At 67.6% G+C, this 25,574-nt stretch carries 21 protein-coding genes and 2 pseudogenes (1 of these 23 only partly in view); 18 read left to right on the top strand and 5 right to left on the bottom strand.

Translation table 11 applies throughout. The features are described from left to right. Positions 1 to 14: 14 nt before the first annotated feature. Positions 15 to 3,038 carry a cytochrome P450 gene (locus tag ACOGJB_RS03990; RefSeq protein WP_419839524.1) on the bottom strand — a complete coding sequence of 1,008 codons (3,024 nt, stop codon included), beginning with the start codon at positions 3,036 to 3,038 and terminating at the stop codon, positions 15 to 17. 82 nt (positions 3,039 to 3,120) lie between these two features. Between ACOGJB_RS03990 and ACOGJB_RS03985 the strand changes: the two genes are divergently transcribed. The 4 genes from ACOGJB_RS03985 (at position 3,121) to ACOGJB_RS03970 (ending at position 6,046) form a co-directional block, all read left to right on the top strand. Further along, a complete protein-coding gene (locus tag ACOGJB_RS03985) occupies positions 3,121 to 3,951 on the top strand; it encodes a DUF192 domain-containing protein (protein ID WP_419839523.1) in 831 nt (276 codons plus the stop codon). A 242-nt stretch (positions 3,952 to 4,193) separates the two neighbouring features. Further along, positions 4,194 to 4,850 carry a GOLPH3/VPS74 family protein gene (locus tag ACOGJB_RS03980; protein ID WP_419839522.1) on the top strand — a complete coding sequence of 219 codons (657 nt, stop codon included), beginning with the start codon at positions 4,194 to 4,196 and terminating at the stop codon, positions 4,848 to 4,850. A 50-nt stretch (positions 4,851 to 4,900) separates the two neighbouring features. After that, entirely contained in the window at positions 4,901 to 5,392 is a 492-nt protein-coding gene (merB, locus tag ACOGJB_RS03975; RefSeq protein ID WP_419839521.1) for an organomercurial lyase, read from the top strand. A gap of 6 nt (positions 5,393 to 5,398) precedes the next feature. After that, on the top strand, positions 5,399 to 6,046 hold the full coding sequence (locus tag ACOGJB_RS03970) for a hypothetical protein (protein WP_419839520.1): 648 nt from the start codon (positions 5,399 to 5,401) through the stop codon (positions 6,044 to 6,046). Here the strand turns inward: ACOGJB_RS03970 and ACOGJB_RS03965 are convergent. From ACOGJB_RS03965 to ACOGJB_RS03950, 4 genes and pseudogenes are all read right to left on the bottom strand, one after another. Further along, positions 6,039 to 7,370: a M20 family metallo-hydrolase gene (locus ACOGJB_RS03965; protein WP_419839519.1), complete on the bottom strand. Its 1,332-nt coding sequence runs from the start codon at positions 7,368 to 7,370 to the stop codon at positions 6,039 to 6,041. The genes ACOGJB_RS03970 and ACOGJB_RS03965 overlap by 8 nt on opposite strands. A 171-nt stretch (positions 7,371 to 7,541) precedes the next feature. Continuing rightward, entirely contained in the window at positions 7,542 to 8,999 is a 1,458-nt protein-coding gene (locus tag ACOGJB_RS03960) for a glutamate synthase subunit beta (RefSeq protein WP_419839518.1), read from the bottom strand. Next, positions 8,992 to 11,841, bottom strand: a pseudogene (gene gltB, locus ACOGJB_RS03955) (glutamate synthase large subunit); the annotation flags it as partial. The pseudogene gltB and the gene ACOGJB_RS03960, both read right to left, overlap by 8 nt. A gap of 165 nt (positions 11,842 to 12,006) precedes the next feature. Then, positions 12,007 to 13,773: pseudogene (locus ACOGJB_RS03950) on the bottom strand (glutamate synthase central domain-containing protein); the annotation flags it as partial. A 276-nt stretch (positions 13,774 to 14,049) separates the two neighbouring features. Between ACOGJB_RS03950 and ACOGJB_RS03945 the strand changes: the two are divergent. The 14 genes from ACOGJB_RS03945 to tyrS form a co-directional block, all read left to right on the top strand. Beyond that, on the top strand, positions 14,050 to 14,478 hold the full coding sequence (locus ACOGJB_RS03945; RefSeq protein WP_419839517.1) for a hypothetical protein: 429 nt from the start codon (positions 14,050 to 14,052) through the stop codon (positions 14,476 to 14,478). Between the two features lie 147 nt (positions 14,479 to 14,625). Beyond that, positions 14,626 to 15,726, top strand: a complete 1,101-nt coding sequence (argC, locus tag ACOGJB_RS03940) for an N-acetyl-gamma-glutamyl-phosphate reductase (RefSeq protein WP_419839516.1) — start codon at positions 14,626 to 14,628, stop codon at positions 15,724 to 15,726. After that, positions 15,723 to 16,619, top strand: coding sequence for an acetylglutamate kinase (argB, locus tag ACOGJB_RS03935; protein WP_419839515.1), 897 nt, complete (start codon positions 15,723 to 15,725; stop codon positions 16,617 to 16,619). The genes argC and argB overlap by 4 nt, the downstream gene beginning before the upstream one ends. A gap of 125 nt (positions 16,620 to 16,744) precedes the next feature. Beyond that, positions 16,745 to 18,019, top strand: a complete 1,275-nt coding sequence (locus ACOGJB_RS03930; protein WP_419839514.1) for an acetylornithine/succinylornithine family transaminase — start codon at positions 16,745 to 16,747, stop codon at positions 18,017 to 18,019. Further along, the gene (gene argF, locus ACOGJB_RS03925) at positions 18,019 to 18,960 is read left to right on the top strand and encodes an ornithine carbamoyltransferase (RefSeq protein ID WP_419839513.1); all 942 of its coding nucleotides are present in this window, start codon (positions 18,019 to 18,021) and stop codon (positions 18,958 to 18,960) included. The genes ACOGJB_RS03930 and argF overlap by 1 nt, the downstream gene beginning before the upstream one ends. Further along, a complete protein-coding gene (argR, locus tag ACOGJB_RS03920) occupies positions 18,957 to 19,418 on the top strand; it encodes an arginine repressor (protein ID WP_419839512.1) in 462 nt (153 codons plus the stop codon). Before argF ends, argR begins: the two co-directional genes overlap by 4 nt. 12 nt (positions 19,419 to 19,430) lie before the next feature. Next, positions 19,431 to 20,903: an argininosuccinate lyase gene (gene argH, locus ACOGJB_RS03915; protein WP_419839511.1), complete on the top strand. Its 1,473-nt coding sequence runs from the start codon at positions 19,431 to 19,433 to the stop codon at positions 20,901 to 20,903. Positions 20,904 to 21,035: 132 nt separating this feature from the next. Beyond that, on the top strand, positions 21,036 to 21,635 hold the full coding sequence (locus ACOGJB_RS03910) for a DNA-3-methyladenine glycosylase (RefSeq protein WP_419839510.1): 600 nt from the start codon (positions 21,036 to 21,038) through the stop codon (positions 21,633 to 21,635). Next, positions 21,632 to 22,342, top strand: a complete 711-nt coding sequence (locus ACOGJB_RS03905) for an NUDIX hydrolase (RefSeq protein WP_419839509.1) — start codon at positions 21,632 to 21,634, stop codon at positions 22,340 to 22,342. The genes ACOGJB_RS03910 and ACOGJB_RS03905 overlap by 4 nt, the downstream gene beginning before the upstream one ends. A gap of 57 nt (positions 22,343 to 22,399) precedes the next feature. Continuing rightward, positions 22,400 to 22,648 (top strand): hypothetical protein, encoded by a 249-nt coding sequence (locus ACOGJB_RS03900; protein ID WP_419839508.1) that lies wholly within the window; start codon positions 22,400 to 22,402, stop codon positions 22,646 to 22,648. A 50-nt stretch (positions 22,649 to 22,698) separates the two neighbouring features. Then, complete coding sequence (locus ACOGJB_RS03895) at positions 22,699 to 22,983, top strand: hypothetical protein (RefSeq protein WP_419839507.1); 285 nt, start codon at positions 22,699 to 22,701, stop codon at positions 22,981 to 22,983. Beyond that, on the top strand, positions 22,980 to 23,972 hold the full coding sequence (locus ACOGJB_RS03890) for an ABC transporter ATP-binding protein (RefSeq protein WP_419839506.1): 993 nt from the start codon (positions 22,980 to 22,982) through the stop codon (positions 23,970 to 23,972). Before ACOGJB_RS03895 ends, ACOGJB_RS03890 begins: the two co-directional genes overlap by 4 nt. After that, complete coding sequence (locus ACOGJB_RS03885) at positions 23,969 to 24,736, top strand: ABC transporter permease (RefSeq protein ID WP_419839505.1); 768 nt, start codon at positions 23,969 to 23,971, stop codon at positions 24,734 to 24,736. Before ACOGJB_RS03890 ends, ACOGJB_RS03885 begins: the two co-directional genes overlap by 4 nt. Positions 24,737 to 24,775: 39 nt before the next feature. Beyond that, a protein-coding gene (gene tyrS / locus ACOGJB_RS03880) for a tyrosine--tRNA ligase (protein ID WP_419839504.1) crosses the window boundary here: on the top strand, positions 24,776 to 25,574 show its 5' portion. Its footprint extends 473 nt past the window's final position; 799 of the gene's 1,272 nt are visible here — the first part of the coding sequence; the start codon lies at positions 24,776 to 24,778; its stop codon lies off the right edge, out of view.

Raw genomic sequence — 25,574 nt, 5'->3', positions numbered from 1 at the left:
CGAAACGGCGTTGCTCAGTCGGCGTTGCCGAACCGGGACTTCAGGCTCTCGCGCCGCCCGCGGATCAGCCGCCACGTGACCCGCTCGTGCCGGGGGGAGATTCCCATGGCCTGGCGGATGACGCGTTTGTCGATGGCGTCGGGAGACGGCGAGAAGCCGATCTCGGTAGCCATGCGGACCCCGTTGCGTGCGAAGAACGACGAGGCGATGCGCTCGAATTGGGCCAGCACCTCCATGTCGGGCTCCAGCTCGCCGGTCACCGAGCACAGGTACGCAAAGTTCTTGATGAACAGCATCAGCTCTTTGGGGATGCGCGCCCCGTTTGCCAGCAGTCCCGAGATCAGTGCCCGGAATTCTGCTGTGAACTCGTCTTCGCTCAGCTCCAGCGGATCGAAACCAGGTCGATCGAGGCGCAGGTCTGCGATGACCTGTTCGGGATTGCTGCCGGGGCCGAACGCGCCGAGGTCGATCATCCCGGAGATCTGCGACTCCAAGTCGCCGGTCAGCAGCCCGACGACGTAACGCAGGAACGCGACACGCTTGGGTCCTTCGAGCCGGCCGGTGATGCCGAAGTCGACCAGGCCGATCACCGGCGGCTGGCCCGGGGGCGTCCCTTCGGTGTCGATGAAGACGTTCCCGGCGTGGAAATCGCCGTGGAAGACGCCCGTCATGCATGCGCCGTGGAGCAGGGCATCGTTCATCTGGCGAAAGATGGCTGCCGCCTCGCCGCCGGCAAGATCGGTGGGCTGCAGCTCGCTGAGCGGGCGTCCGGCGACAGGGCTCATCACGATCACCCGCTCGGTGACTGCGTCCAGGACTGGTTCGGGAACCTGCCAGCGCCCTGTCGTCGTCGCACGCAGCGCACGATCCACCTCGAAGAGGTTCGCCACTTCGACCCGGAAGTCCAGCTCCTCGGTGATCGTCTCGGCGAACAGTTCCACCAGCGCCGGCGGGTTGGTCAGTGCAGTGATCGGTATGCGACCCACCAGCTTCGGAGCGATCCACGCCAGCACCGCAAGGTCGCGCTCGACACGCCTGCGGATGCCCGGCCGCTGCACTTTGACCATGACCCGCGTGCCGTCGGGAAGACGACCGGCGTGCACTTGGGCGATGGAGGCCGCTGCGGTCGCTTCGCTGTCGAAGTGCGAGAAGCGCTCGTCGAGTGGACCGAGTTCAGCCTCGACGACCGCACGGATCGCCGGCCACGACTCGGCGGGCACCTGGTCGCGGCACAGCCGGCATTCGGTCACGAGCGCATCGGGGAACACGCCCTCGCCCGCTGCGATGAGCTGGGCCAGCTTGATGTAGGCAGGGCCGAGCTTGGTGGCAGCCAGCCGCAGGCGCCGATAGGTCTGCTCACGTCGCTCGTCGGGACCGAGCCGCCGGTCCAGCAGGCGACCCGCGTAGACGGCCCAGCCGATGCGAGTTGCAGTGGTCACGAGTCGAAACAGCGGAGGGAATCGCGGGCGTGCGATCAGCTCAGGGACACTGGCGTGGATCGCCTGGCGCAAGGGCGCGATCTCAGCCAGGTAGCGGTCTCGCTCAGCTGAGGTGCCGAGATCGATTGGTGTGTCGTCAGGCGGCAGTGTCCCCGCGGGCACGCGGGACGACAGCGGCGGGGCGTTGAGCCGCAGGTGCATGCGCGACGGACCCCAGATCCCCAAGGAGAGCGGCTTCCATTGCACGGGTTCGCTCAGCTCGAAGCTCTCGACGCGGTCGACGAAGACACGCAGCGCCTCAGCCAGCTCCGCCCGGGCCAGGAAGGCGCCGAGGCAGTGGTGTGCGCCGCTGCCGAATGCCAGATGCGGGTGCTCGCGGGTGACTGCAGGATCGAACTCATAGGGGTCAAACCCGTCTGGCTCGGCCTCTGCGTGGCTGTCGTCGCTGGTCGTTGCCGCATGAACCGGGCATCCTCCGCTCAGGCTCGCGGCGTGCAGGCCGATCATGACCACGGTGCCAGCCGGGAACAGCAGATCGTTCACGACAACGTCGGTGGTAGCGACCCGCATCGCCGTGCGCACGGCCCCGATGTAGCGCAGCGATTCCTCCACGTACGCCGGAATGCGGTCGGGATCGGCGCGCAACGCTGCGTAGTGCTCGGGCCGGTCAGCGAGAACTGCCAGGGTGGCGCCGAGCTGGTTGCGCGTGGTGTCGGTGCCTGCAATCAGCAATGCCTCGACCATGCCGATGAGCTCGTCTTCGCTCAGCCGGTCGCCTTCGTCGGAAACGCCGATCAGCTCGCTCAGCAGGTCGTCGGCGGGTTCGAGGCGCCGACGCTCGATCAGGCCGACGACGTACGCGCCCAGCTCGGCTTGGGCGACCGCGATGTCGCCGAGCCTGCCCACCACGGCCTCGGCGTCGCCGTCGAACAGTCCGAAGATCGTCTCGGCCCACCGGCCGAATTGGCCCCAGTCGTCGTCGGTCACACCGAGCAGTCGGCAGATGACCGGCACCGGATACGGATCGCACAATTCCGAGACGACTTCGCCGCCGCCCGCCGACACCAGACCGTCAATCAGCGTCGTCGCATGGGCAGCCATGAACGGACGCAGCCGGTCTGCTGCGGCAGGTGTGAACGCACGACCGAACAGCCGTCGCAGGCGGCGGTGGTCGTCGCCTTCGACTGCCAGCACGTTCGGGCGGGCCCGCATCGCTTCGCCGCCGCGGCTGACAGGCGCGTCCCGGCGGGCTCGCGCCATGAACGCGCTGAAGTCCACCGCTGCGCGCCCGGTGCCGTCGACGCCAGTGCGGCCTGACGCGGTGCCGGCCAGCTCAGTGCCGTCGAGCATGGCGATGGCTGCGAGCATCGAGATCCACGCAGGATCACGCAGGATCGAGCGGGCCTCGTCGTAGCCGTGGACGAACAGCCCGAACGGCGTTCGAACGACCCAGTCGCCGGTGCGATCGAGTTCCCGGCTCATCGCCACCAGATCGGCGAACTCCCCGATGGCGAAGTCGGCAAATGGCACCGCCCCTTCGTCGTCGACCGAGCGCGTCGGCGTGTGCTGCGGTTCCGTTGCGGCCGCGGTGCTGCTCACGGCCCCCATCTCATCACGCCCGCCGGCAAATGCCACCGCGCATCGCGTGGGCATCGGTCGACCACCCCGACAGACTGACGCCGTGCAGCAATCCCGTCGTCTGGCCGCGGCAGTCATCGTCGCGGTGGCATTGGGAGGCTGCAGCGTCCAGGAGTCCACCCGCAGCGGCGGTCTCGTTGCGCCGACCGGCCCCGCAGTCACCGCTTCGGTGCCGGTGCCCACCGTCGTAACGGTCGCCGCAGGCAAACCCATCGCAGCCACTCTGTCAGGCACCTTCCCGCCCCCCGAGACCACGAGCGATGACGTCTTGGGCGCGTTGGAGCCGCCCGCGGAGACGTCGCGGGCCGCAGGTTCACCGCAGACTGCCGCCTCGGACACCAAGGCCACGGCCGACGACAACGAGTCGCCGCCGCAGACCGTTGCGCCGACGGCGCTGCAACCAGCCACGACTGACGTGGACTCGCTTGCCCACGTCCGGGACGTTCTGGCGACCGCAACGCCGCCTGTGGGCTTCGGCGAAGGCGTGCTGGGCGTGACCGGCTCCGCCGGCACGCGGCTGTGGCCAGTGGTCATTGCCGACACACCCCAAGCACGCCAGCGCGGTCTCATGGGAGTTGACGATTTCTCGGCGCTCGGCGGCTATGCAGCAATGGTGTTCGTCTTCGAGACGGACATCTCGGGCGCGTTCTGGATGCGCGACACGCCGCTGCCGCTGCGGATCACCTTCGTCACCGCAAGCGGCTCGGTCGTGTCGGCCATCGACATGGTTCCGTGCTTGGCGCCGACCCCTTCTGAGGAGTGCGAGCGTTATCACGCCGGCGGCCCGTATCGCATGGCGATCGAGCATCCCGTCGGCCCGGCCTTCGACATCGGTCTCGACGGCGCCACCTTCGTCGAGGTCACCATCGAGTGATGAACGAGGGCAGCCAAGCCTTCGATCTCGGACTCGCCGACGCTGAACTGGTTGAAGTGACCGTCGAGTAGCACCAGGCCATGCGATGTTGGCGCATGGCCCCCAGGCTCATCCGACCCAGAACCATGTGCCGCAGACCCACGAGACGGCAGCCGGATCGCGCTATCGCCAACTACGCTGCGATGCCGCGGCCGCCCCATGCGCTGCTGCGCTGCCGACATGATGGGAGTTGGGCCGGGACCATGCTGAGATTCGCCGAAGAAATTCTGCTCCTGCTGCTGCGAGACGACGACGGCAAGCTGATACATGTTCCTGAGCGCACGCTCGACCGGGTAATTGCCGGCTCGGTGCTCATGGATCTGGCGATGGAGAACCGGATCGACACCGATCTGGAGAAGCTCATGCTGATCGACTCGACGCCGATCGGCGACGGCCTGCTGGACCCCACGCTGGCTCACATCACCGCCCAGAGCTCAGAAAGCGACTCGCGCTACTGGGTGGAGTTCGTGGCGGCACGGGCCGAAGGCATCCGCGAGGAGGCGTTCGCCCGCCTCGTCGACAAGGGAATCCTCGAGCGCAAGGACGACCGCCACCTGTGGGTGTTCCGGTCTCGCCGCTACCCAATGGTCGACGGCAAGGCCGAGCGCGAGGTGAAGCTGCGCATCATGGGAGTGCTGTTCAGCGATGAGATCCCCAGCCCGCGTGACGTTGTGATCATTGCGCTCGCCGATGCCTGCGGGATATTCGGCGAGCTGCTGTCGAAGGCCGAGCTGGAACAAGCGACGCCGCGCATCGAGCAAGTGCGCAAGCTGGACCTGATCGGGCAAGCGATGACCCAGGCGATCCGCGACATCGAGATGTGGCTGGCCAGCTCCACGGTCAGCCGCTTCATGCTCTAGGCGTCTTCCCGCAGACAGCGGGTGCGTGTGCCCGCTTCTAGAGTCGCGACATGGCAGACAGCACGGCGGATCCCGCGCAGATACCACTGGAAGAACTCGACGCGGCGTATGCCGCGATCATGAACGAGATCGTTGCCACTGGCGTCGCGCCTCACTATGCCGAATTGGCCCGCACACTGGGCATCGAGCCGATGCGTGCCAAGGCCGTCATCACGAGGATCATCGATCTCACGCCCGGCTGGCTTCATCCAGGCACCGACTACATCGCGTCGTTCCCGCCGTTCAACAACCAGCCCACCCAATACCGGGTGAGCGTCGACGGCGAGCAGCGCTGGTTCGCCCAATGCGGCTTCGAGGCCCTGGCGTGCCGCTGGCTGTTTCCGGGCCGGACTGTCACGGTGGATGCGCCGTGTTTGCTGGGGGGCGATCCGCTGCGGATCGTGATGCGCGACGAGGAGATCACCTCGATCGAACCGCCGACCATGGTCGGCTACACCCGCAGCATGGTGGGAGGCGACGCCGCAAGCCGGCCATTCCGCTGAGCGGGCATGAACCTCTTCCGGTCGGAAGAGCACGCTCGCATCTGGGAGGAATACGACCCCCGCATGGCCCACTTGCTGCGGCCAGTGGAATGGTGGGCCCACACGTTTGCATCGCCGATGTTCCGGGCACGTGCCCGCAGCGACTTCATTTCCTGGGCGAGCGGGTCCGAGGGCGCCGCGGCGTTTGGCGAGCTGCGGGAACGGATGTCGCCGCCCCGGCCCGATGTGCGCGCTACGACAGCGGCGGCGGCGGGGCTCAGCAAGGTCGACATCAGCGCAGTCGACGGGGCTTCGCCTGATGACCGCAGCGTCGAGCACAGCCTGATGCGCACCTGGCCTGCAGCGGTGCCGACCGAGACTGCCCGACACTGGCGCAACACCGCCAGAGCGATGATCGTGGCCGTACCCGCCGACCCGCTGCCCGGTGCTGACCCACAGTTGTGGGCTGACACTCGACGGTCGGCGGTACGCGACGTCCAGGCCGCCGCCGGCTGGCTCGCGCGAGCCGACGTGGGTGCCGGCGACGTGCGGCTCACCCACCGCTTGGCACAGATGGGCTGGGGGGGCGAGGTGGACGATCAGCCCGGCTGGACGGCCATGGAGCAATCTGCGCGGGCCATCCTCAAGTGCCAATCGCTGGCCGAGCTCACCTAGCCAGCGCGAGCACCGCGTTCAGCGTGGCCTGAGCGCCCGCCGTGGCGTGGGACGGCAGGATCGACTCGGCTTCGTTGTGCGACAGGCCGTCGGCGCAGGGGATGAACAGCATCCCGGTGGGCGCGACCATGGACACGTAGCAAGCATCGTGGCCGGCACCCGACGTGATGTCGACCGGCTCGAAACCTGCCGCGACGGCGCCTTGTCGCACGGCATCCACGACGGCAGCGTCGAACACGATCGGCGGCGAGTACCAGATAGGAGCAATCTGTGGGCGAGGGAGCGACCGCCCGCTGTGTCGTCTGTCGCCGCTCGATGCAGCGCTGTGTTGCCTGACGCCGCTCGATGCGGCGCTGTGCTGCGGGCCGAACGCCGGGCCGTCGGCGAAAGCGAGCAATTCGTCGTACATGGCTTCCAGCTCGGCGGCGTCAGGATGGCGCAGATCCACCGTCAGCGAGACCGAGCCCGCCACGGTGTTGCGCGAACCGGTGCCGACCGACAGGGTGCCCACTGTGGCGCGCCCCTCTGGTGCCCGGCGCGCCGCGATCTCGTCGGCTTCGCACACCAGCCGGGCGGCGGCCACCATGGCATCGGCGCGGTGCTCCATCGGGGTGCTGCCAGCGTGCGCCGATTGGCCCTCGATCGACACGTCGTACCAGCGGATTCCCTGCACCCCGGTGACAGCGCCGAGCGTCACCCCGGCAGCCTCCAGGATCGGGCCCTGCTCGATGTGCGGCTCGATGTAGTGCCCGATCGGTCGGCGACCCTCACCGCCTGGGGCGCCGCATGGCGCGTCGCCGGCATATCCGATCCGCGCTAGCTCACCACCGAGCGTGGTGCCGTCGACTCCGGGCGCCGCCAAACCCTCGTCCAGGCTGAATGCCCCTGCATAGACGCCGGAGCCGATCATGGCCGGAGGGAATCGTGCCCCTTCCTCATTCGTCCACGACACCACTTCGACCGGGGCAGCGGTGATGAGGTCGTTGTCGTGGAGCACGCGCAGCACCTCGAGGCCCACCATCACGCCGTAGGCGCCGTCGTACTTGCCGCCGGTGGGCTGGCTGTCGAGATGGCTGCCGATCACCACTGGTGCACGCCCGGGATCGCTGCCCTCACGACGGGCGAACAAGTTGCCCATCTGGTCGACATGAACAGTGCAGCCCAGCTCACGCACCCACGCCACGAATTGGTCACGCCCCGCCCGATCCTCGTCGGTGAGCGCCACCCGGGCCACACCGCCCGCCGCGGTAGCGCCTATCTCTGCGAGGGAGTGAAGCGTTTCCCATAAACGCTCGCCGTCTACTGCGTACTCGCTGGAGTTCACCGTCGCCTACTTCGCCTGCCGTCGTGTATCTCGTTCTGTGGTCAAGAATGCCGCCTGGAGCGGCGCCATTGCGCAAGATTCGTGCAGCGCTCGTTCTGTGCGCAGAAATGCCGCCCCGCAGGGCTGCAGGATTCAGGGCAGCGTGCGGCAGTCAACGTGCGAAGACGCGTCTCAGTTGAGCGGGCGGGCCGAGGGGGGCATCGGGCTCGGCAGAGCCGTGTCGCCCGTCAGCGCCTCGTCGACCGCTGCGGCGCACGCTCGGCCCTCGGCGATCGCCCACACGATCAGGCTCTGGCCGCGGCCCATGTCGCCGCACACCCAGACCCCGTCGACGCTCGTGCGGTAGTCGTCGTCACGCGCAACGTTGGAACGCGCATCGGTCTCGACGCCGAGCTGAGCGAGCAAGCCTTCCTGTTGCGGTCCTACGAAGCCCATCGCCAGCAGCACGAGCTCGCATTCGAGCTCGAAGTCGGTGCCCTCCACCTCGGCGAACCGACCGTCGCTGAACACGGCCTCGTGCGCCCGCAGCGCCCGCACGGCACCTGAGCCGTCGTCCAGGAACTGCTCGGTATTCACCGAGTACACCCGGTCGCCGCCTTCCTCGTGAGCCGAGGAGACCCGGTAGACCATCGGATAGGTCGGCCACGGGTTGGCCGACGACCGTTCGTCGGGCGGCCGCGGCAAGATCTCGAATTGATGTACTGAGGCGGCGCCCTGACGGTGCGCGGTACCCAGGCAGTCGGCGCCGGTGTCGCCGCCGCCGATGATCACCACCCGCTTGCCTTCGGCGCTGATCGGCACATCGACCGGGTCGAGGTCGCCTTCCTGCGCCTTGTTGGCCCACGGCAGGTACTCCATTGCCTGGTGGATGCCGTCGAGCTCGCGACCCGGAATCGGCAGATCGCGCCACTGGGTTGCACCGCCTGCGAGCACGAGCGCGTCGAAGTCGGCCTGCAGGTCCGCCACCGGGATGTCGACGCCGACCTCGACGCCGGTGCGGAACTTCGTGCCCTCCGCGCTCATCTGGTCGAGACGCCGTTCGATGTGGTGCTTTTCCATCTTGAACTCGGGAATGCCATAGCGCAGCAGGCCGCCGAGCCGATCGGCGCGTTCGAACACCGTGATGTCGTGGCCTGCGCGGGTGAGCTGCTGCGCCGCAGCGAGCCCAGCCGGTCCCGAGCCCACCACGGCCACGCTGTAACCGGTGCGCGAAGCCGGCAGCTCGGGGCGCACCCAGCCCATCTCGAAGGCCTTGTCGATGATCGCGACCTCGACCTGCTTGATCGTGACCGGATCGGCGTTGATGCCGAGCACGCACGCACCCTCGCACGGCGCCGGGCACAGCCGGCCGGTGAACTCGGGGAAGTTGTTGGTTGCGTGCAGTCGCTCGATGGCGTCGCGCCAGCGGTCGCGGTACACGAGATCGTTCCAGTCAGGGATGATGTTGCCGAGCGGGCAGCCCGAGTTGCAGAACGGCACGCCGCAGTCCATGCAGCGGCTGGCCTGGGTGCGCAGGTCCTCGTCGGCGAACGGCTCGTAGACCTCCCGCCAGTCGCGCAGGCGCACCGGAACCGGGCGCCGCGTCGGCAGCTCCCGGTCGTGCCGCATGAATCCCCGGATATCACCCATGCGCAGCCGCCATTACTGCCTCGTCGGGGTCGTGGCCGAGCTCGGCGGCAGCGGCCCGGGCCTCGAGCACCCGCCGGTAGTCCTTCGGCATCACCTTGCGGAAACTGCGCACCTCGCTGTGCCAGCGACGCAGGATGCGCTGGGCCGGGGCCGAATCGGTCTCGGCGAGGTGCTGGCGCAGAACTGCTCGCACGGATTCGGCATCGGCGTCGTCGAGCTGCGGCTCCAGATCGACCATCTCGGCGTTCAGATTCCGCCAGAAGAGGTCGTCGGGGTCGTACACGAACGCCGCCCCGCCCGACATGCCTGCACCGAAGTTGCGGCCGACGCTGCCGAGCACCACCACCATGCCGCCCGTCATGTACTCGCAGGCGTGATCGCCCACTCCCTCCACGACAGCGGTCGCTCCGGAGTTGCGCACGCAGAAGCGCTCGCCAACCGTGCCGCGGATGTATGCCTCGCCGCTCGTCGCTCCGTACAGGATGACGTTGCCGGCGATGATGTTGTCCTCGGCGACGAATGCTGCGTTGATTTCTCGAGGCGGCCGCACCACGAGGCGCCCGCCCGACAACCCCTTGCCGAGGTAGTCGTTGGCGTCGCCGTACAGCCGCATCGTCAGCCCACGCGGCACGAACGCACCGAAGCTCTGCCCGGCCGACCCGATGAACGTCAGGTCGATCGTGTCATCGGCCAGGCCGTCGCCGCCATGCGCGGCGGTGACTCGGTGGCCGAGCATCGTTCCGACGGTCCGGTTCACATTGCTGATCGGTAGCTCCGCCCGCACCGATTCGCGACGCTCAAGCGCAGGTGCTGCCAATTCGATGAGCTGGCAGTCGAGGGCCCGCTCCAGGCCATGGTCTTGGCTCTGTGAGCAGTAGCGATCCTGGGGCCACGGCGTCTCGGGCTCCGCAAGGATCGGTGACAGATTCAGCCCGTGCGCCTTCCAGTGAGCCACTGCGGCGGTGGTATCGAGCCGATCCACGCGTCCAATGGCCTCCGGCAGTGATCGGAAGCCCAGCATCGCCAGGTATTCACGGACTTCCTGCGCGATGTACTCGAAGAAGTTGACGACGAACTCGGGTCGGCCACCGAAGCGTTTGCGCAGTTCACGGTTCTGGGTCGCCACGCCCACGGGACAGGTGTCGAGATGGCAGACGCGCATCATGATGCAACCCGAGACCACCAGCGGGGCCGTGGCAAAGCCGAATTCTTCGGCGCCCAGAAGTGCTGCCACGATCACGTCGCGGCCCGTCTTCAGCTGCCCGTCGGTCTGCACGACGATCCGATCTCGCAGGCCGTTCAGCAACAGCGTCTGCTGTGTCTCGGCGAGGCCCAGCTCCCACGGGGCGCCTGCGTGCTTCAGCGACGTCAGCGGCGAGGCCCCGGTACCGCCGTCGTGCCCGGAGATCAACACCACATCGGCCTTGGCCTTCGACACGCCGGCGGCGACGGTGCCCACGCCCACCTCGGCAACCAGCTTGACGTGCACGCGCGCCTGCGGGTTGGAGTTCTTGAGATCGTGGATGAGCTGCTTGAGGTCTTCGATCGAATAGATGTCGTGGTGGGGCGGCGGGCTGATGAGCCCGACGCCGGGTGTCGAGTGGCGTGTCTTGGCGATCCACGGCCAGACCTTCGGACCCGGCAGCTGGCCGCCCTCGCCCGGCTTGGCGCCCTGGGCCATCTTGATCTGCAGATCGTCGGCGTTGGTCAGGTACTCCGAGGTGACGCCGAAGCGCCCGGACGCGACCTGCTTGATTGCCGACCGCCGCAGATCTCCGTTGGGATCCGGCACATAACGCTCAGGATCCTCGCCGCCTTCGCCGGTGTTGGACTTGCCACCGATGCGGTTCATGGCGATCGCCAGCGTCTCGTGCGCTTCGGCCGAGATCGAGCCATAGCTCATCGCTCCGGTGGAGAATCGCTTCACGATCGCAGAGACCGGTTCGACCTCGTCGATCGGGATCGGCCCGCCGGGCGCCGGACGCAGCTCGAAGAGGCCGCGCAGGGTCGCCAGCTCAGTGGACTGATCGTCTACCAGCCCGGTGTACTCCTTGAAGACCTCGTAACGGCCGGCGCGGGTGGAGTGCTGCAGCTTGTAGACGGTCTCGGGGTTGAACAGGTGGTACTCGCCCTCGCGCCGCCACTGGTACTCGCCGCCCGCCCACAGATCGCGGTGGGCAGCCTCGGCGGGGTTGTCGAGGTAGGCGAACCGGTGCCGCTGCGCAACCTCGGCGGCGAGCACGTCGAGACCCACACCGCCCAGCTTCGAGGTGGTTCCCGTGAAGAACCGGTAGATGACGTCCTCCCCGAGACCCACAGATTCGAAGACCTGCGCCCCGGTGTAGCTGGCCACGGTCGAGATCCCCATTTTGGACATCACCTTGAGCACACCTTTGGTGCATGCCTTGATGTAGTTGCGGATCGCTGTGCGTTGGTCGACTTCGGTGATGACGCCTCCACGCACCATGTCGTCGATCGACTCGAAGGCGAGGTACGGGTTGACGGCGCTGGCGCCGTAGCCCAGCAGCAGGGCCATGTGGTGCACCTCGCGGGCATCCCCGCACTCGGTGACGAGGCCCACCATCGTGCGGGTCTTGTTGCGCACCAAATGGTGATGCACGGCGCCTGTCAGCAGCAGCGAGGGAATGGGCGCGTTCTGCGCGTCGCTGTAGCGGTCCGAGAGGATGATGATCTGGGAGCCGTCGGCGATGGCCTCGTCGACCTGCGCGCATACGTCGGTGAGGGCGCGCTCGAGGCCCGCACCGCCCTCAGCGACCGGGTACAGGCCGTCGACCGCGAACGGCTTGTACTGGTGCGTCATGTCGGCCGCTGTGTCGTTCGGGGCTGCGGCGCTGCTTGACGCTGCTCCATGCGGCGCTGAGGCCCCTGACGCTGCTCCTTGCGGTGCTGAGGCCCCTGGCGCCGCTCCTTGCGGTGCTGAGGCCCCTGGCGCCGCTCCATGCGGCGATGTGCCGTTCGTTTGTGATCGGGCGGCCCGCAGATCCTCGTCGATGTACAGGATTTTCGCCAGATCCTCGTTCGACAGGATCGGGGAGGGCAGCACAATCTGCCGGCACGACTCGGGACCTGGCATCAGCAGGTTGCCCTCGGGGCCGATCTTGGCCTTCGTGGAGGTGACGAGTTCTTCGCGGATGGCATCCAGCGGCGGGTTGGTGACCTGTGCGAACAGCTGGCTGAAGTAGTCGAAGAGCAGCCGCGAGCGTTTCGAGAGCACCGCGATCGGCGTGTCGGTACCCATCGAACCGATCGGTTCGGTGCCCGTACGGGCCATCGGCGCGATGAGGATTCGCAGTTCCTCGGTGGTGTAGCCGAACGTGCGCTGGCGCAGCGTCACCGAGGCGTGCTGCGGCGTCAGATTGAATCGAGGCGGCAGGTCTTCGAGATGTGCGAGCCCGTCGGCCAGCCAGTCCCCGTACGGCTTGGCATTCAGCAGGTCGCGCTTGATCTCGTCGTCGCCGACGATGCGGCCCTGTGCGGTGTCGACGAGGAACATGCGTCCTGGCTGCAGGCGCCCCTTCTGGATGATCTTCGCCTGATCGATGTCAGCCACGCCGACTTCGGACGCCATCACGACGAGACCATCGGAGGTGACCCAGTAGCGGGAGGGCCGCAAGCCGTTGCGGTCGAGCACGGCGCCCACGACGTTGCCGTCGGTGAAGGCGATGCTGGCCGGACCGTCCCACGGCTCCATCAACGAGGCATGGAATTCGTAGAAATCGTGTTTGTCCTGGGGCATACGGGCATGGTTTTCCCAGGCCTCCGGAATCATCATCAGCACGGCATGGGGCAGGCTCCGCCCGCCGAGATGGAGCAGCTCGAGCACCTCGTCGAAGCTGGCGGTGTCCGAGGCGCCGGGCGCGCACACGGGGTACGTGCGCTCCAGATCGTTGTTCCCGTCGGCATCGGTGAACAGCGGGCTCGACAGCGTGCCCTCTCGTGCCCGCATCCAGTTGCGGTTCCCCATCACCGTGTTGATCTCGCCGTTGTGGGCGAGCATGCGATACGGGTGTGCGAGGGGCCACGAGGGGAAGGTGTTGGTGCTGAAGCGCGAGTGCAGCAATGCGAGCGCCGATTCCATGCGGGGATCGACCAGGTCGGGATAGAACTCCGCGAACTGGCTGCAGGTCAGCATTCCCTTGTAGACGAGGGTGCGGCACGACAGCGACGGGAAGTACGGGGCGGGATCGATCTCGTGCTCGGTGCGCTTGCGAGCGACATAGACACGCCGTTCAAGATCCAGCCCGCGCAGGTCTGCGGGGGACGGTGCAGCCACGAGCAGCATCCGGAACACCGGCATCGGATCGGTGGCGAACTTGCCCAGCGACGACGGGTCGGTGGGAACCTCTCGCCAGCCGAGCACCTGCAGACCTTCTTCGACCATGATCGATTCGATGGCTGCGGCGGCAACGTCGGCATCGGTGCGCGGCAGGAAGGCTGTGCCGGCCGCGTAGCTGCCGGCTGGCGGGAGTTCGAAGTCGCAGACGTCGCGCAGGAAACGGTCGGGAACCTGAACAGTGATGCCGATGCCGTCGCCGACATTCGCCTCAGCCCCGGTGGCGCTGCGATGGTCGAGGTTGACCAGGCACTGCAGGGCCTGATCGACGACCGCCCGGCTCGGCACACCCGACATGTCGGCAACGAAGCCGACACCGCACGAGTCATGCTCGAACGCCGGGTCATAGAGGCCTTGTGCCGCAGGCGGCGTCGCGAATGGGCCGACGCGTACCGCAGGCCGGTCTTCGGCTCCTGGCACCACGCCCGCGGTCGCCGTGTCCGTAGTCACAGTGTCATGGATGGGCATCGGCGACGTCCCGGTGAGATGTCAGCACCGGCTTCGCCGGTGCGCATGCGAGTCGAGTTCCGGTGTCGGGACTCGGGGGCTGCAGGGACGTCGTTGGCCCTGCTGGGCAGGGAACGACGATACCCGCTCCGCGAGTGAACACTTTCCGCCACCACCTGTTAGCCGTCCACTGCTCAGACAATTCAGTGGGCAGCGCGATCTCGCGGATGTGCGTCGTTCAGTACCTTGATGATCGCTCGCGGGGAAATGAGTGTGATGTCGCCGGAGTCGGAGATCGACCGTTGGAATCGTTGGAGCGGATACTCCCGTGCCGATCTCGAGAAGGTCCAGCGCTCGACCGCGGAGCGACGTCGGCGGCTGCGGGTCTGGTCGTGGTCGGGTGCTGTCTTGATTTACCTCACGCCGTTCGGGTTCGCCTTCGCTGGTCCCGAGAGCGAGTCCTTCTCGTCGCGCTTGGTGGACGCAGCGATTCCTGATCCGTTCGCGTGGATCGTGCTGATCTTCATCTTGGGCGGTGCAGGCGCGGCAAGAAGGAGCAGCCTGACCGACGACGAGGCGCGTGCCCTCGGTGACGAGGCTGAGGAGCAGGCGCGTGAGGACCGGGAGTTCGCTAGATGGCTCTGGACGGGACGTGGGCGCGGGCCTGGCCAGAAATGAGACACGGGACGCCACGGGCCCTTTAGCATAGGTGCATAAAATTGCATAATTCCGCATAGAACTGCGGTGTGCCTGCTAGGCTGACCTGCGGTCGCTGATCGCGCATCGGATCCGCGCCAAGTGCGCACACTCCAAGAGGATGAGGACATGGCCGACTCAGCCGCACCGCACGACATAGGGAATTCTGAAGCGGTCGCTGCCCCCAAGAACAACGCTGGGGCCGCGCATGGCGCGGCGCGGATAGGGATAGTGGGCGCATCCGGCTACACGGGTGCGGAGCTGCTGCGGCTCGCAGCCGCACATCCGTCCTTCGACGTAGTCGCCGTTTCGGGAGATACCCAGGCGGGTGCCGCAGTGCGCGACCTGTATCCCAGCTTGGCGGCCGACTATGGCGACCTTCGCTACTGCGCATACGACCCGGCGATCTTCGTCGGGCTCGACGTGGTGTTCCTGGGCTTGCCGCACATGGCCAGCGCACCCGTTGTTGCCGACCTGTACAAGCGGGTCGGCTGCGTGGTCGACCTGGGCTCAGATTTCCGACTGGTCGACGCGGCCCTGTACCCGCAGTGGTACGGGGCAGAGCACCCACTACCGGAGTTGCTGGGCGAAATTCCCTACGGGCTTCCCGAACTCGGCCGCGAGGCGTTGCGCGGCGCCGCGGGAGTCGCCGTTCCCGGGTGCTATCCCACCGCAGCGGCGCTGGCCTTGGCGCCGTTCGCCCGTGGCGGGTTCATCTCGACGAGCGGGGTGGTGATCGACGCCGCGTCGGGGGTCAGCGGCGCGGGCCGGGCGCCGAAGCCCGCCACGACGTTCTCGACCGTCGACGAGGACTTCGTGGCGTATGGCTTGCTGGACCACCGCCATACGCCCGAGATCGAGCAGGCAACCGGGTGCCAGGTGCTGTTCACGCCGCACCTGGCACCGATGGTGCGCGGCATCCTGGCGACCTGCTACGCCCGACCTCGCGAGGGCATGACGACCGACGACGCACTCGGCGTGCTCGCGGACTTCTACTCCGACGAGCCGTTCGTGGTGATCCATCGCGACGCCCCGCACACCAAGGCGACACTCGGTGCGAACACGTGCCACCTGAGCGCACGAGTGGATCCCCGCACCGGTTGGCTCGTGGTGCTCAGCGCGATCGACAACCTGGTCAAGGGCGCGTCGGGCGGCGCCGTGCAGTGCGCCAACATTGCGCTCGGCCTTCCCGAGACAGCCGGTCTCCCGACCACGGGGCTGATGCCATGACGGGCGCCGACGACATCCACGCTCAGCAGGTCGAACGTGCGGAGCTGCTCGTGGAGATGCTGCCGTACATCAGCCAGTGGCGGGGCAAGGTGGTAGTCGTCAAATTCGGCGGCAACGCCATGGTCGACACGGCGTTGACCGATGGCTTCGCCGCCGACATCGTGCTCCTGCGCCAGATCGGGCTCGCACCGGTCGTCGTCCACGGTGGCGGCCCGCAGATCGGCGATCTCATGGCGCGCCTCGGCAAGACATCGGAGTTCCGCGACGGGCTGCGAGTCACCGATGCGGAGACGCTGGACATCGCACGCATGGTGCTGGTCGGCAAGGTCAACCGCGACATCGTCGGCGCAATCAACGTCCACGGACCGTTGGCTGTGGGCATTTCAGGCGAAGACGGCCGGGTCATCACCGCAACCGCCCGCAATCCCGATCTCGGTTTCGTGGGCGACGTCACCGACGTGAACACCGACCTGCTCGAGCGCCTGCTCGCCGAGGGGCTGATCCCGGTCATCTCCACCATCGGCGCGGATGCAAAGGGGCAGGCGTACAACATCAACGCAGACACCGTGGCCGGTGCCGTGGCAGCGGCTCTGGATGCTGAGAAGGTCGTCTACCTCACCGACGTCGCGGGGTTGCTCGACGATGTCGACGATCCAGGCTCGCTCGTGCGCCGCGCCACGGCCGACTCGCTCGCCGCACGTCTGGTCAGCGGGCAGATCGCGGGCGGGATGATCCCGAAGATCGAGGCCTGCATCAGCGCCGTTCGCAACGGCGTCAACAGCGCACACCTGCTCGACGGCCGCATCCCGCACGTGGTGCTCGTCGAGCTGTTCACCGACGCCGGAGTCGGCACGATGATCACTCGTGATCGGCCGCACTCGATTGTGAATTGACAGATTCGTCCACGAAGTAACCAAACGCCTCTGCGATGCGCGACCCCACAAGCACCCCCAGAACACCAGCACCACTCGACCCACCGACAGCCCAACGGGCCATCCCACAGAAAGGCCACGAGTTCATGACACAGACCACGACAGCGACAAGTGCCACCAACGGACTCTCGTCCCATGCCGCCGCCATGGGCGCCGCAGCGCTCGAGCACTGCCCGCTCATGTCCACCTACGGTCCGCCGCCGGTCCAATTCGTGCGTGGCAGCGGCTGCGAGCTGTATGACCGTGACGGCAAGCGCTACCTCGATTTTCTGGCAGGGCTGGCAGTGACGTCGTTGGGCCATTCCCACCCGGCCGTCGCCGATGCGCTCAATGAGCAGGCGCGCACGCTGCTGCACGTGTCGAATCTCTTCGGCACCGAGCCCCAGGTCGAGGTCGCCCAGACCATCGACCGGCTCCAAGGGGGCGGGGGACAGGTCTTCTTCGCCAACAGCGGCGCCGAGTCGCTCGAAGGGGCGATCAAGCTGGCGCGCAAGTACGGCGGCCGAGGTCGCCACGTCGTCGTCAGCGCGCTGCGGTCATTCCATGGGCGCACTCTGGCAACCCTGCACGCCACCGGCCAGCCCGAGAAGCACGAGACGTTCCAGCCGCTGCCCGAAGGCTTCCGCCACGTGCCCTACAACGACGCTGACGCGCTCGAGGCGGCGCTGGACCCGAGCTGCTGCGCGGTGCTGCTCGAAGTCGTTCAGGGCGAAGGCGGCGTCAACGTCGCCGACGGCGAGTACCTGCGTCGCGTCCGCGAGATCTGCGACGAGCGTGCCATGGCGTTCATTGTCGACGAGGTGCAGACCGGTTTGGCCCGCACCGGCGAGTGGTTCGCATGGCATCACCACTTCGACCCCGCCGGTGGACCGACCGGTGCTGCCAGACCCGACATCGTGACGATGGCCAAGGCACTGGGCAACGGGGTGCCGATCGGTGCAATCTGGGCGCGCCGGGAGGTCGCGGGCGCCTTCCAGCCGGGCGACCACGCGACCACCTTCGGCGGGCAGCCGCTGGCTGCGAGCGCCGCGCGTGCTGTGCTGCGCACGATGGAGGCCATCGATGCGCCGGGCCTTTCCGCAGCGCGCGGCGAAGAACTGGCGGGCAAGCTCATGGGCATCGACGGCGTTGTCGACACCCGCGGGCTGGGCTTGCTCATCGCCGCCGAACTCGACACCCCCGCCGTCGGCCGCAGCGGTCCCGAAGTGGCCGCAGCGTGCTTGGAGGCCGGTCTCGTGATCAACGGCATCACCCCGACAGCAGTGCGCTTTGCGCCGCCCCTGGTGGTGTCGAGCGAGCAGATCGACGAGGGCCTGGCGATCTTTGCGAGCGTGCTCGCCGGCGCAGGGAAACCGGGCTGATGCGTCACTTCCTCGAAGTGGACGACTTGTCGGCCGATGAGCTGCGATGGGTACTCGACGTGTCGTCGCGCCCTGTCGCTGATGCGCCCGCAGTGTTTGCCGGCTGCGGCGTTGCATTGGTGTTCGAGAAGGCCTCGAACCGCACACGCAACTCGATGGAAATGGCTGTGAAGCAGCTCGGCGGTCACCCGGTCTACATCCGGCCCGAAGAGGTGGGGATGGACGTCCGCGAGACTGCCGAGGACATCGTGCGGACGCTGGCTTGCTACCACGCACTCATCGCTGCTCGTGTCTACCGACACAGTCACCTTGAGCGCATGGCGGCCTGCGAGGTGGCACCGGTCGTGAATCTCCTGTCCGACGAAGCCCATCCGTGCCAGGCACTGGCAGACCTTCTGACCATCTCGGAATGCGTCGGGCTCGAACGCACCACGCGGGTGGCATTTGTCGGCGATGCCAACAACGTGTGGCGGTCGCTGGCCATCGGCTGCGCGCTGCTGGGAATCGAGAGCTCGCTGGCGGTACCGCCGAGCTACGCGCCCACCACCGAGACGCTCGAACGGCTTGACTCGCTGGGTGGCCGGTGCATGGTCACCGACGACCCGGCGGAGGCCGTCATGGGTGCCGATGTGGTCTGTACCGATGTGTGGACTTCGATGGGCCAAGAAGACGAACAAGCCGAGCGTCTCGCTTCGTTCGGTCCCTACCAGGTCACCGAAGAACTGATGTCTCGTGCCGCTTCCGGCGCGGTCTTCCTGCATTGCCTGCCCGCACATCGAGGCGAGGAAGTAGCAGCCGGGGTCATCGACGGCCCGGCCAGCAGAGTGTGGCAGCAGGCCGAGAATCGCATGCACGCCGCCAGAGGCCTGCTGGCATTCCTGATGGGCCCAGCGCTGCATGGAGCAGCGCCAGCCGGAACCGCGCACGGAGCGGCGTCATGACCACCAAGGCGCAGCGGCAGCATCTCATCCGCGAACTGCTGGCCGGCCACGAGATCGGCAGCCAGGCGCAGCTGGTCAGCCTGCTGGCCGAGCGCACCGTGGACGTCACCCAGGCCACGGTCTGCCGCGATCTCGACGAGATGGGCGTCGCCAAGATGCGCACTGCAGGGCGCACCGTCTACGCGGTGCCCGAGGCCGACGCGCCGGAGACGCTGCCGCCCAACACTCTGCGGCGCGTGTTCGGTGATTGGGTGCTCGATGTGCGTTTCTCGCAGAACATCGTCGTGCTGCGCACGCCGCCGGGATCAGCACACGTCGTCGCCTCGGCCATCGACCGCAGCGACTTCGAAGGCGTGGTCGGCACGGTGGCGGGCGACGACACGCTGTTCATCGTGGCCACCGAGGAACTCGGCGGCCCCGCTGTGGCCGAGCACTGCCGGGAACTGGCCGACTTGTGAGCTTGCAGGCCGATGTTCTCTGACGACACCGCTGGCGGTGACACGGCGCGCGGTGCGCGCCCGGGCGCCGCGGCCCGAACCGGCCCCACCACCCTGTGGCATGGCCGGTTCGCCGGCGCGCCCGCGGACGCCCTCGCCGCGCTCAACGACTCCCTGCCGTTCGATCAGCGCATGTTCGCCGAGGACATCACTGCGTCGCGGGCTCACGTGTCGATGCTGGCCAGCGTCGGCTTGCTGTCCGGGGACGAGCGCGACGCCATCGCGGACGCCCTCGACGAGGTCGAGCGGGAGATCGCCGAGGGCGCCATGGTCTGGGCCCTGTCCGACGAAGACATCCACACCGCCGTCGAGCGCCGGGCAACCGAGCTCTGCGCTGCCGCTGCGAAGATGCACACAGGCCGGAGTCGCAACGATCAGGTCGCGACCGATCTGCGCCTGTGGACGCGCAACGCGCTTGACGAGCTGACGCAGCTGGTGGTCGACTTGGCGTGCACGCTCGCTCGCAGAGCTCGACATGCACACGAGACGGGTCTGCGACTGCCGGGCTACACACACTTGCAGCAGGCGCAGCCGGTGGGGCTCGCTCATCACCTGGCGGCGCACGCGTGGGCACTGCTGCGAGATGTCGAACGGCTCGGCGATGCCAGGCGTCGCACCGACGTGTCGCCGCTCGGCGCCGGCGCGCTCGCAGGATCGACATTGCCGCTGGATCCCTCCCTGACCGCCGCAGCACTGGGGTTCGCGCGAATCTTCGAAAACTCCCTCGATGCCGTCAGTGATCGCGACTTCGTTGCCGACGCGCTGTACGCGCTGGCGATGACCGGTGTGCACCTGTCACGCCTCGGTGAGGAGCTGGTGCTGTGGTCGAGTGCCGAATTCGGTTTCGTGACGCTGGATGACACATTCGCCACCGGTTCGTCGATGATGCCGCAGAAGAAGAATCCTGATGTCGCCGAATTGGCGCGCGGCAAATCGGGGAGATTGATCGGCCACCTGACAGGTTTGCTGGCGACGCTGAAGGGACTGCCGCTCGCCTACAACAAGGACCTCCAGGAAGACAAAGAGCCGCTGTTCGACGCGTTCGACACGGTGCGGCTGGTGACCTTGGCGCTCGACGGTCTCATGGGGACCGTCGCGTTCAATGCAGACGCCATGGCCGCAGGCGCCGACGACCCGTTCGTGGCGGCGACCGACCTGGCCGAATGGCTCGTGGCCCGCGGCACGCCGTTCCGCGACGCGCACGAGCTCATCGCCGGACTCGTGCGTGAAGCGCTGCACGGCCCCGATCCCGCAACGCAGCCCGGTCGGCTGGCCGCTCTGGTGAGGGCGCACCCCGATCTCGGCGCCGAAGCCGCGCAGCTGCTCACGCCCGGGTCAGCACACGCCAGGCGCACGACGCCGGGCGCGGGCGGCCCCGATGCTGTCGCCATCCAGCTGGAGCGTCTCGACGCGGCACTCGAAGCTGCCGTCCCCGGCGGAGGCTGAGCCGAATGGCGAACCCGTGGCCCGAGCGGCCCGTGAGCCCAATCGCATGAGGCACGGGGAACAAGAGCGGGCAATAGTGGGTGCCGCGCCGACGAGGTTCCCGATCTGCGCGTCCTGCGGGGACGGCCGCTGATGGCGTTCGCGGCTGTGCCCCTGCCGCCGGGCTTCTATGAGCGGCCAGCAATCGAAGTCGCGCCGGATCTGGTCGGCAAGCTGCTTGTGCACGATGACGGGACGATTCGAGCGGGCCGGATCGTGGAAGTCGAGGCCTACAGCGGCAGCGGCGACCCCGCGGCGCACTCGCGCAGCGGCCCGACCGCCCGCAACGCCTCCATGTTCGGGCCGCCAGGACGGCTCTACGTGTACCTCATCTACGGCTTGCACTGGTGTGCGAACGCCGTGTGTGGGCCCGCTGGGGTGGGCGATGCGGTCCTGTTGCGCGCACTCGAGCCGGTACGCGGTGTCGAGGCCATGACGGCCCGCCGGCGCCGGTCGGGACGATCCGTCGGCTGCGCGGACTTGTGCTCCGGCCCAGCCAAGCTGACCGAGGCTCTCGGTGTCGACGGCACCCACGATGGCTGCGACCTGACGACGGGCGACGGCCTCGCCATTGTGGACGATGGCTGGCTGCCTGATGGCCTGGTGAACACGACCCGCATCGGCATCAGCCGCGGCACCGACCTGCTGTGGCGCTGGTACGTCGACGCCAGCCCGCATGTGAGCCGGCGATGAGGCTGGGCTCGGCACCGGATTCGCCGGTGCGCTTGGGCTCGGCACCGGATTCGCCGGTGCGCTTGGGCTCGGCACCGGATTCGCCGGTGCGCAGCGGGTTCGCCCGCCAGACCGACATCGACGCACTGCCTGATGATCTCGCAGCCGCAGCCACGACGGCGCGCGCATTTGTCCCTCGGGACCGCACTCAATCGGTCCACCGGCGGCGATTACTCGGCTTCGCCGCCCGTCACCCCGATGCGCTGCACCGAACGTGCGAGGTCGGGCACCTGACCGCATCTGCATGGGTGGTGAATCACGACGCAACGAGGGGGCTGGTGCTGCTGCACCGCAAGATCGGTCGCTGGCTGCAGCCGGGCGGACACGCCGATGGAGAGGGTGCCCTGGCGAGCGTCGCGCTGCGCGAGGCGACGGAGGAGACCGGCATCGACGGCCTGGAGGTCTGGACCGATCCGATCGACGTTGACGTTCACTTGTTCGTCAATCGCCGGCGCACTGAACCCGACCACCTCCACTTCGACGTGCGCTTCTTGGTCCGCGCGCCGCAGCATGCGACGCCCAGCGGCAACCACGAGTCCGAAGGCCTGAGGTGGATCTCGCGTCGTGAACTCACCGACCCTGGGCTGGGTCTCGATGTCAGCACGCGCCGGCTGGCGCAATACGGCTTCGATCTCGCCCGCACCGTCGGCCCAGGGCGCGACCAATAGTGCTGTCGTCCCGCACGGCTGCCGTGCGCGGCCAGTGCCGGAACGTACGGTGAAGCTGTGCGCGAGGTGCTGCTGGCGGTCGAGAACGTTGTCCTGCTGCTGTGCGGTTTGGTGGCGGGCTGGATAGCGGTCACCTACCTGCCGGGCCCCGTGCTGGGGGTGATCGCGATCACCGTGGTCCTGGCAGTCGGCGGCCGGATGCTGTTCAACGGGACCTTCTGGACAGCGGGAATCGGTCTGGTCATCGCTGGCGTCGCCGGCGCCGGGTTCTACATCGCCGACGCAGTGACTTCGCTGGGGGGATGAACGCACCCGCCAGCGGTAGGCGGACGAGCCTTCACAGGTAGCGTGACCAGGTGGGCTTCGGCACTGTGCTGATTGTCGCAGCGGCGTTCGCGGCGCTGATCATGGCCGGTGGAATCGTCGACATTCTGCGGCTCGGCCGAGTTCGGTTTGCGACCGCCGGCAAGCGTCGTTGGCATTGGATCCTGCTGATCATCTACAGCGGACCGCTCGGCGTCTTGCTGTATGCAGCGGCGGTCCGGCCGCAGGTCGCCCATCCGGAGCGTTACGTCGATGATCAGCAGAACGGTCTCGCGAATGGTCCCAGCAGCGCTGCGGTCGGCGGCCACGCCCGATGAGCAGCGGCGCCGATCTCGCCATCGAGGTCTCCCGACTGCACAAGCGCTACGGCGACAACGAGGCCGTGGCCGGCGTCGACCTGTCGGTCGAAACCGGAGAGATGGTGGCCTTTTTGGGTCCCAACGGCGCGGGCAAGACCACCACTGTCGAGATTCTCGAAGGTCTGCGCACCCGAACGTCGGGAGACGTGCGGGTGCTCGGTGTCGATCCTGAGCAGGCCACGCCCGCCTGGAAGGAGCGCATCGGCGTTGTGCTGCAGGGCGCCAAGCACGAGGGCGACTTCACCTCGTCGGAGATCGTGACGATGTGGTCGGCCTACTACCGGTCGCCCCGACCGACCGCTGAGGTGCTGGAACTCGTGGGGCTGTCGGAGGCCGCCGCAACCCGAACGCGCCGGTTGTCGGGCGGGCAGCAGCAGCGGCTCGCGGTAGCGCTAGCGCTCGTAGGCGACCCCGAGCTCGTATTCCTGGACGAGCCGACGACCGGTTTCGACCCTGCTGCTCGCCGCGAGGCGTGGCAGACCATCGGCGGCCTGCGGACGCTGGGCGTGACGGTGATGCTGACTACCCACTACATGGATGAGGCCGACTTTCTGGCAGACCGGATCGTGGTGATCTCGCGGGGCCGAATCGTGGCCGATGGCACTGCCGCCGAACTCGCGGCGCATGCAGCGATGCCGTCGCAGATCAGCTGGGATGCTGCAGAGTTGAGCAGTGACCGGCTGCCCCGCCAGTTGAGGGATCTGCTCGGCGCCGACGAACCCTGCGCGCCGGCAGGATCACCGGACGCCCGAGCGGTGCCGCCCGCACGGCCCACCATCGCCACACAAGACGTCGACGCCGTGGTGCGAGAGCTGCTCGCGGCAGCCGGGGGGGCCGGCACACGATTGGACTCGCTTGCAGTCCGGCCGCCGACCCTCGAGGACACCTATCTGGCGCTGACAGGAGACGAGTCCACCGCAGGCGAGTTCACCCGAGACAGTCCGTGAGGGGTCTGCACCAGCTTCGCAGCGAGGCGTCGTTCAACTTGCTGGGTTTCCGGCGCAGTCCGGCAGCCACCTTCTTCACGGTGATCCTGCCGCTCATCTTCCTGGTGATCTTCACCTCGATCTTCGGCAACGAGGTTGTCAGCTCGACCGGGGCGCGTGTCGCAACGTCGTATGTCCCCGGGATCCTGGCGCTGGCACTGGTCTCCGCGAACTTCATGAATGCGGCCATCGTCACGGTGATCCGGCGAGAGAGCGGCGTGCTCAAGGCCATGCGGGCAACGCCGCTGCCGCCATGGGTCTATGTCGGCGGGCAGGTTGCCGCGTCGCTGGTACTGACCGCGTTGATGACAGCGCTCGTGATCGGCATCGGTTGGCTCGGATACGGCGTCGGAGTCCAGTCGGGCGCGTTGCCGAGCCTGTTCATCACTCTCGTCGTGGGCGCCGCTGCGTTCTCGGCGCTGGGCCTTGCGATCACGTGCGTGTGCCCCAGCGAGCAGGCCGCGCCGGCGATCACCAACATGTGCGTGCTGCCGCTGTACTTCGTCTCCGACGTGTTCATCCCGTCGGAGGGAGCGCCGCGCTGGATGACGCTCATCGGCGACATCTTCCCCATCAAGCACCTAGCTCTCGCGCTGGGTCGCACCTTCGACCCGTTCGTCGAGGGAGTTCCATGGCCGGTAGGGCGCTGGCTGATCCTCGGCGCCTGGGGTCTGGGCGGGGCGCTGATCACCGTGCGCTACTTCCGCTGGACGCCGCGCGGCTGACTTCGGGGCAAATCGGTGACCGCCCGGCAGACTGGCCGGGTGGACGTCCTGGCGGATCTTGAGGCACGTGGTCTGATCCATCAGACGACAGACCGTCAAGTGCTCGCGCAGCGCTTGGCGAGCGGCCCGATCACGGTCTATTGCGGCTTCGATCCCACTGCCGCCAGTCTTCACGTGGGCAACCTCATGGGTCTGCTCACGCTGCGGCGGCTGCAACTGGGCGGGCACCGCCCGATTGCCCTCGCCGGGGGCGCCACCGGCATGGTCGGCGATCCCAGCGGACGCTCAACCGAGCGAAACCTGCTTGATGACGACGCGCTGGCCCACAACCTCGAAGGGATCGTTCCCCAGCTCCGGCAATTCCTCGACTTCGACGACGGCCCGTACGCGGCCAGACTGCTCGACAACCGCGCATGGACCGTCGGAGTCGGCGTCCTCGACTTCCTGCGAGACGTCGGCAAGCACGTCACGGTGCAGCAGATGGTCGGCAAGGAGTCGGTCCGCAACCGTCTCGACGAGGGCGACGGCCTGTCGTACACCGAATTCAGCTACATGCTGCTGCAGGCCTACGACTACTTATGGCTCGCGGAGAACGTCGAATGCGAGCTGCAGGTCGGCGGCTCGGACCAGTGGGGCAACATCGTGCTCGGCATCGACTTGATCCGGCGCCGGCTGGGACGTCCCGCCCATGCACTGACGTGGCCGTTGCTCGCGCGCAGCGACGGCACGAAGTACGGCAAGACCGCAGGTGGTGAGACGCTGTGGCTCAGCGCTGACACCATGAGCCCCTACCGCTTCTACCAGGCGTGGATCGGCGTGGACGATGTCGATGTCGCGA

It is taken from the genome of Candidatus Poriferisodalis sp., assembly GCF_965208895.1.
In the GTDB taxonomy this organism is placed as follows: domain Bacteria; phylum Actinomycetota; class Acidimicrobiia; order Acidimicrobiales; family Poriferisodalaceae; genus Poriferisodalis.
This window is presented reverse-complemented; position numbering and strand designations above follow the sequence as displayed.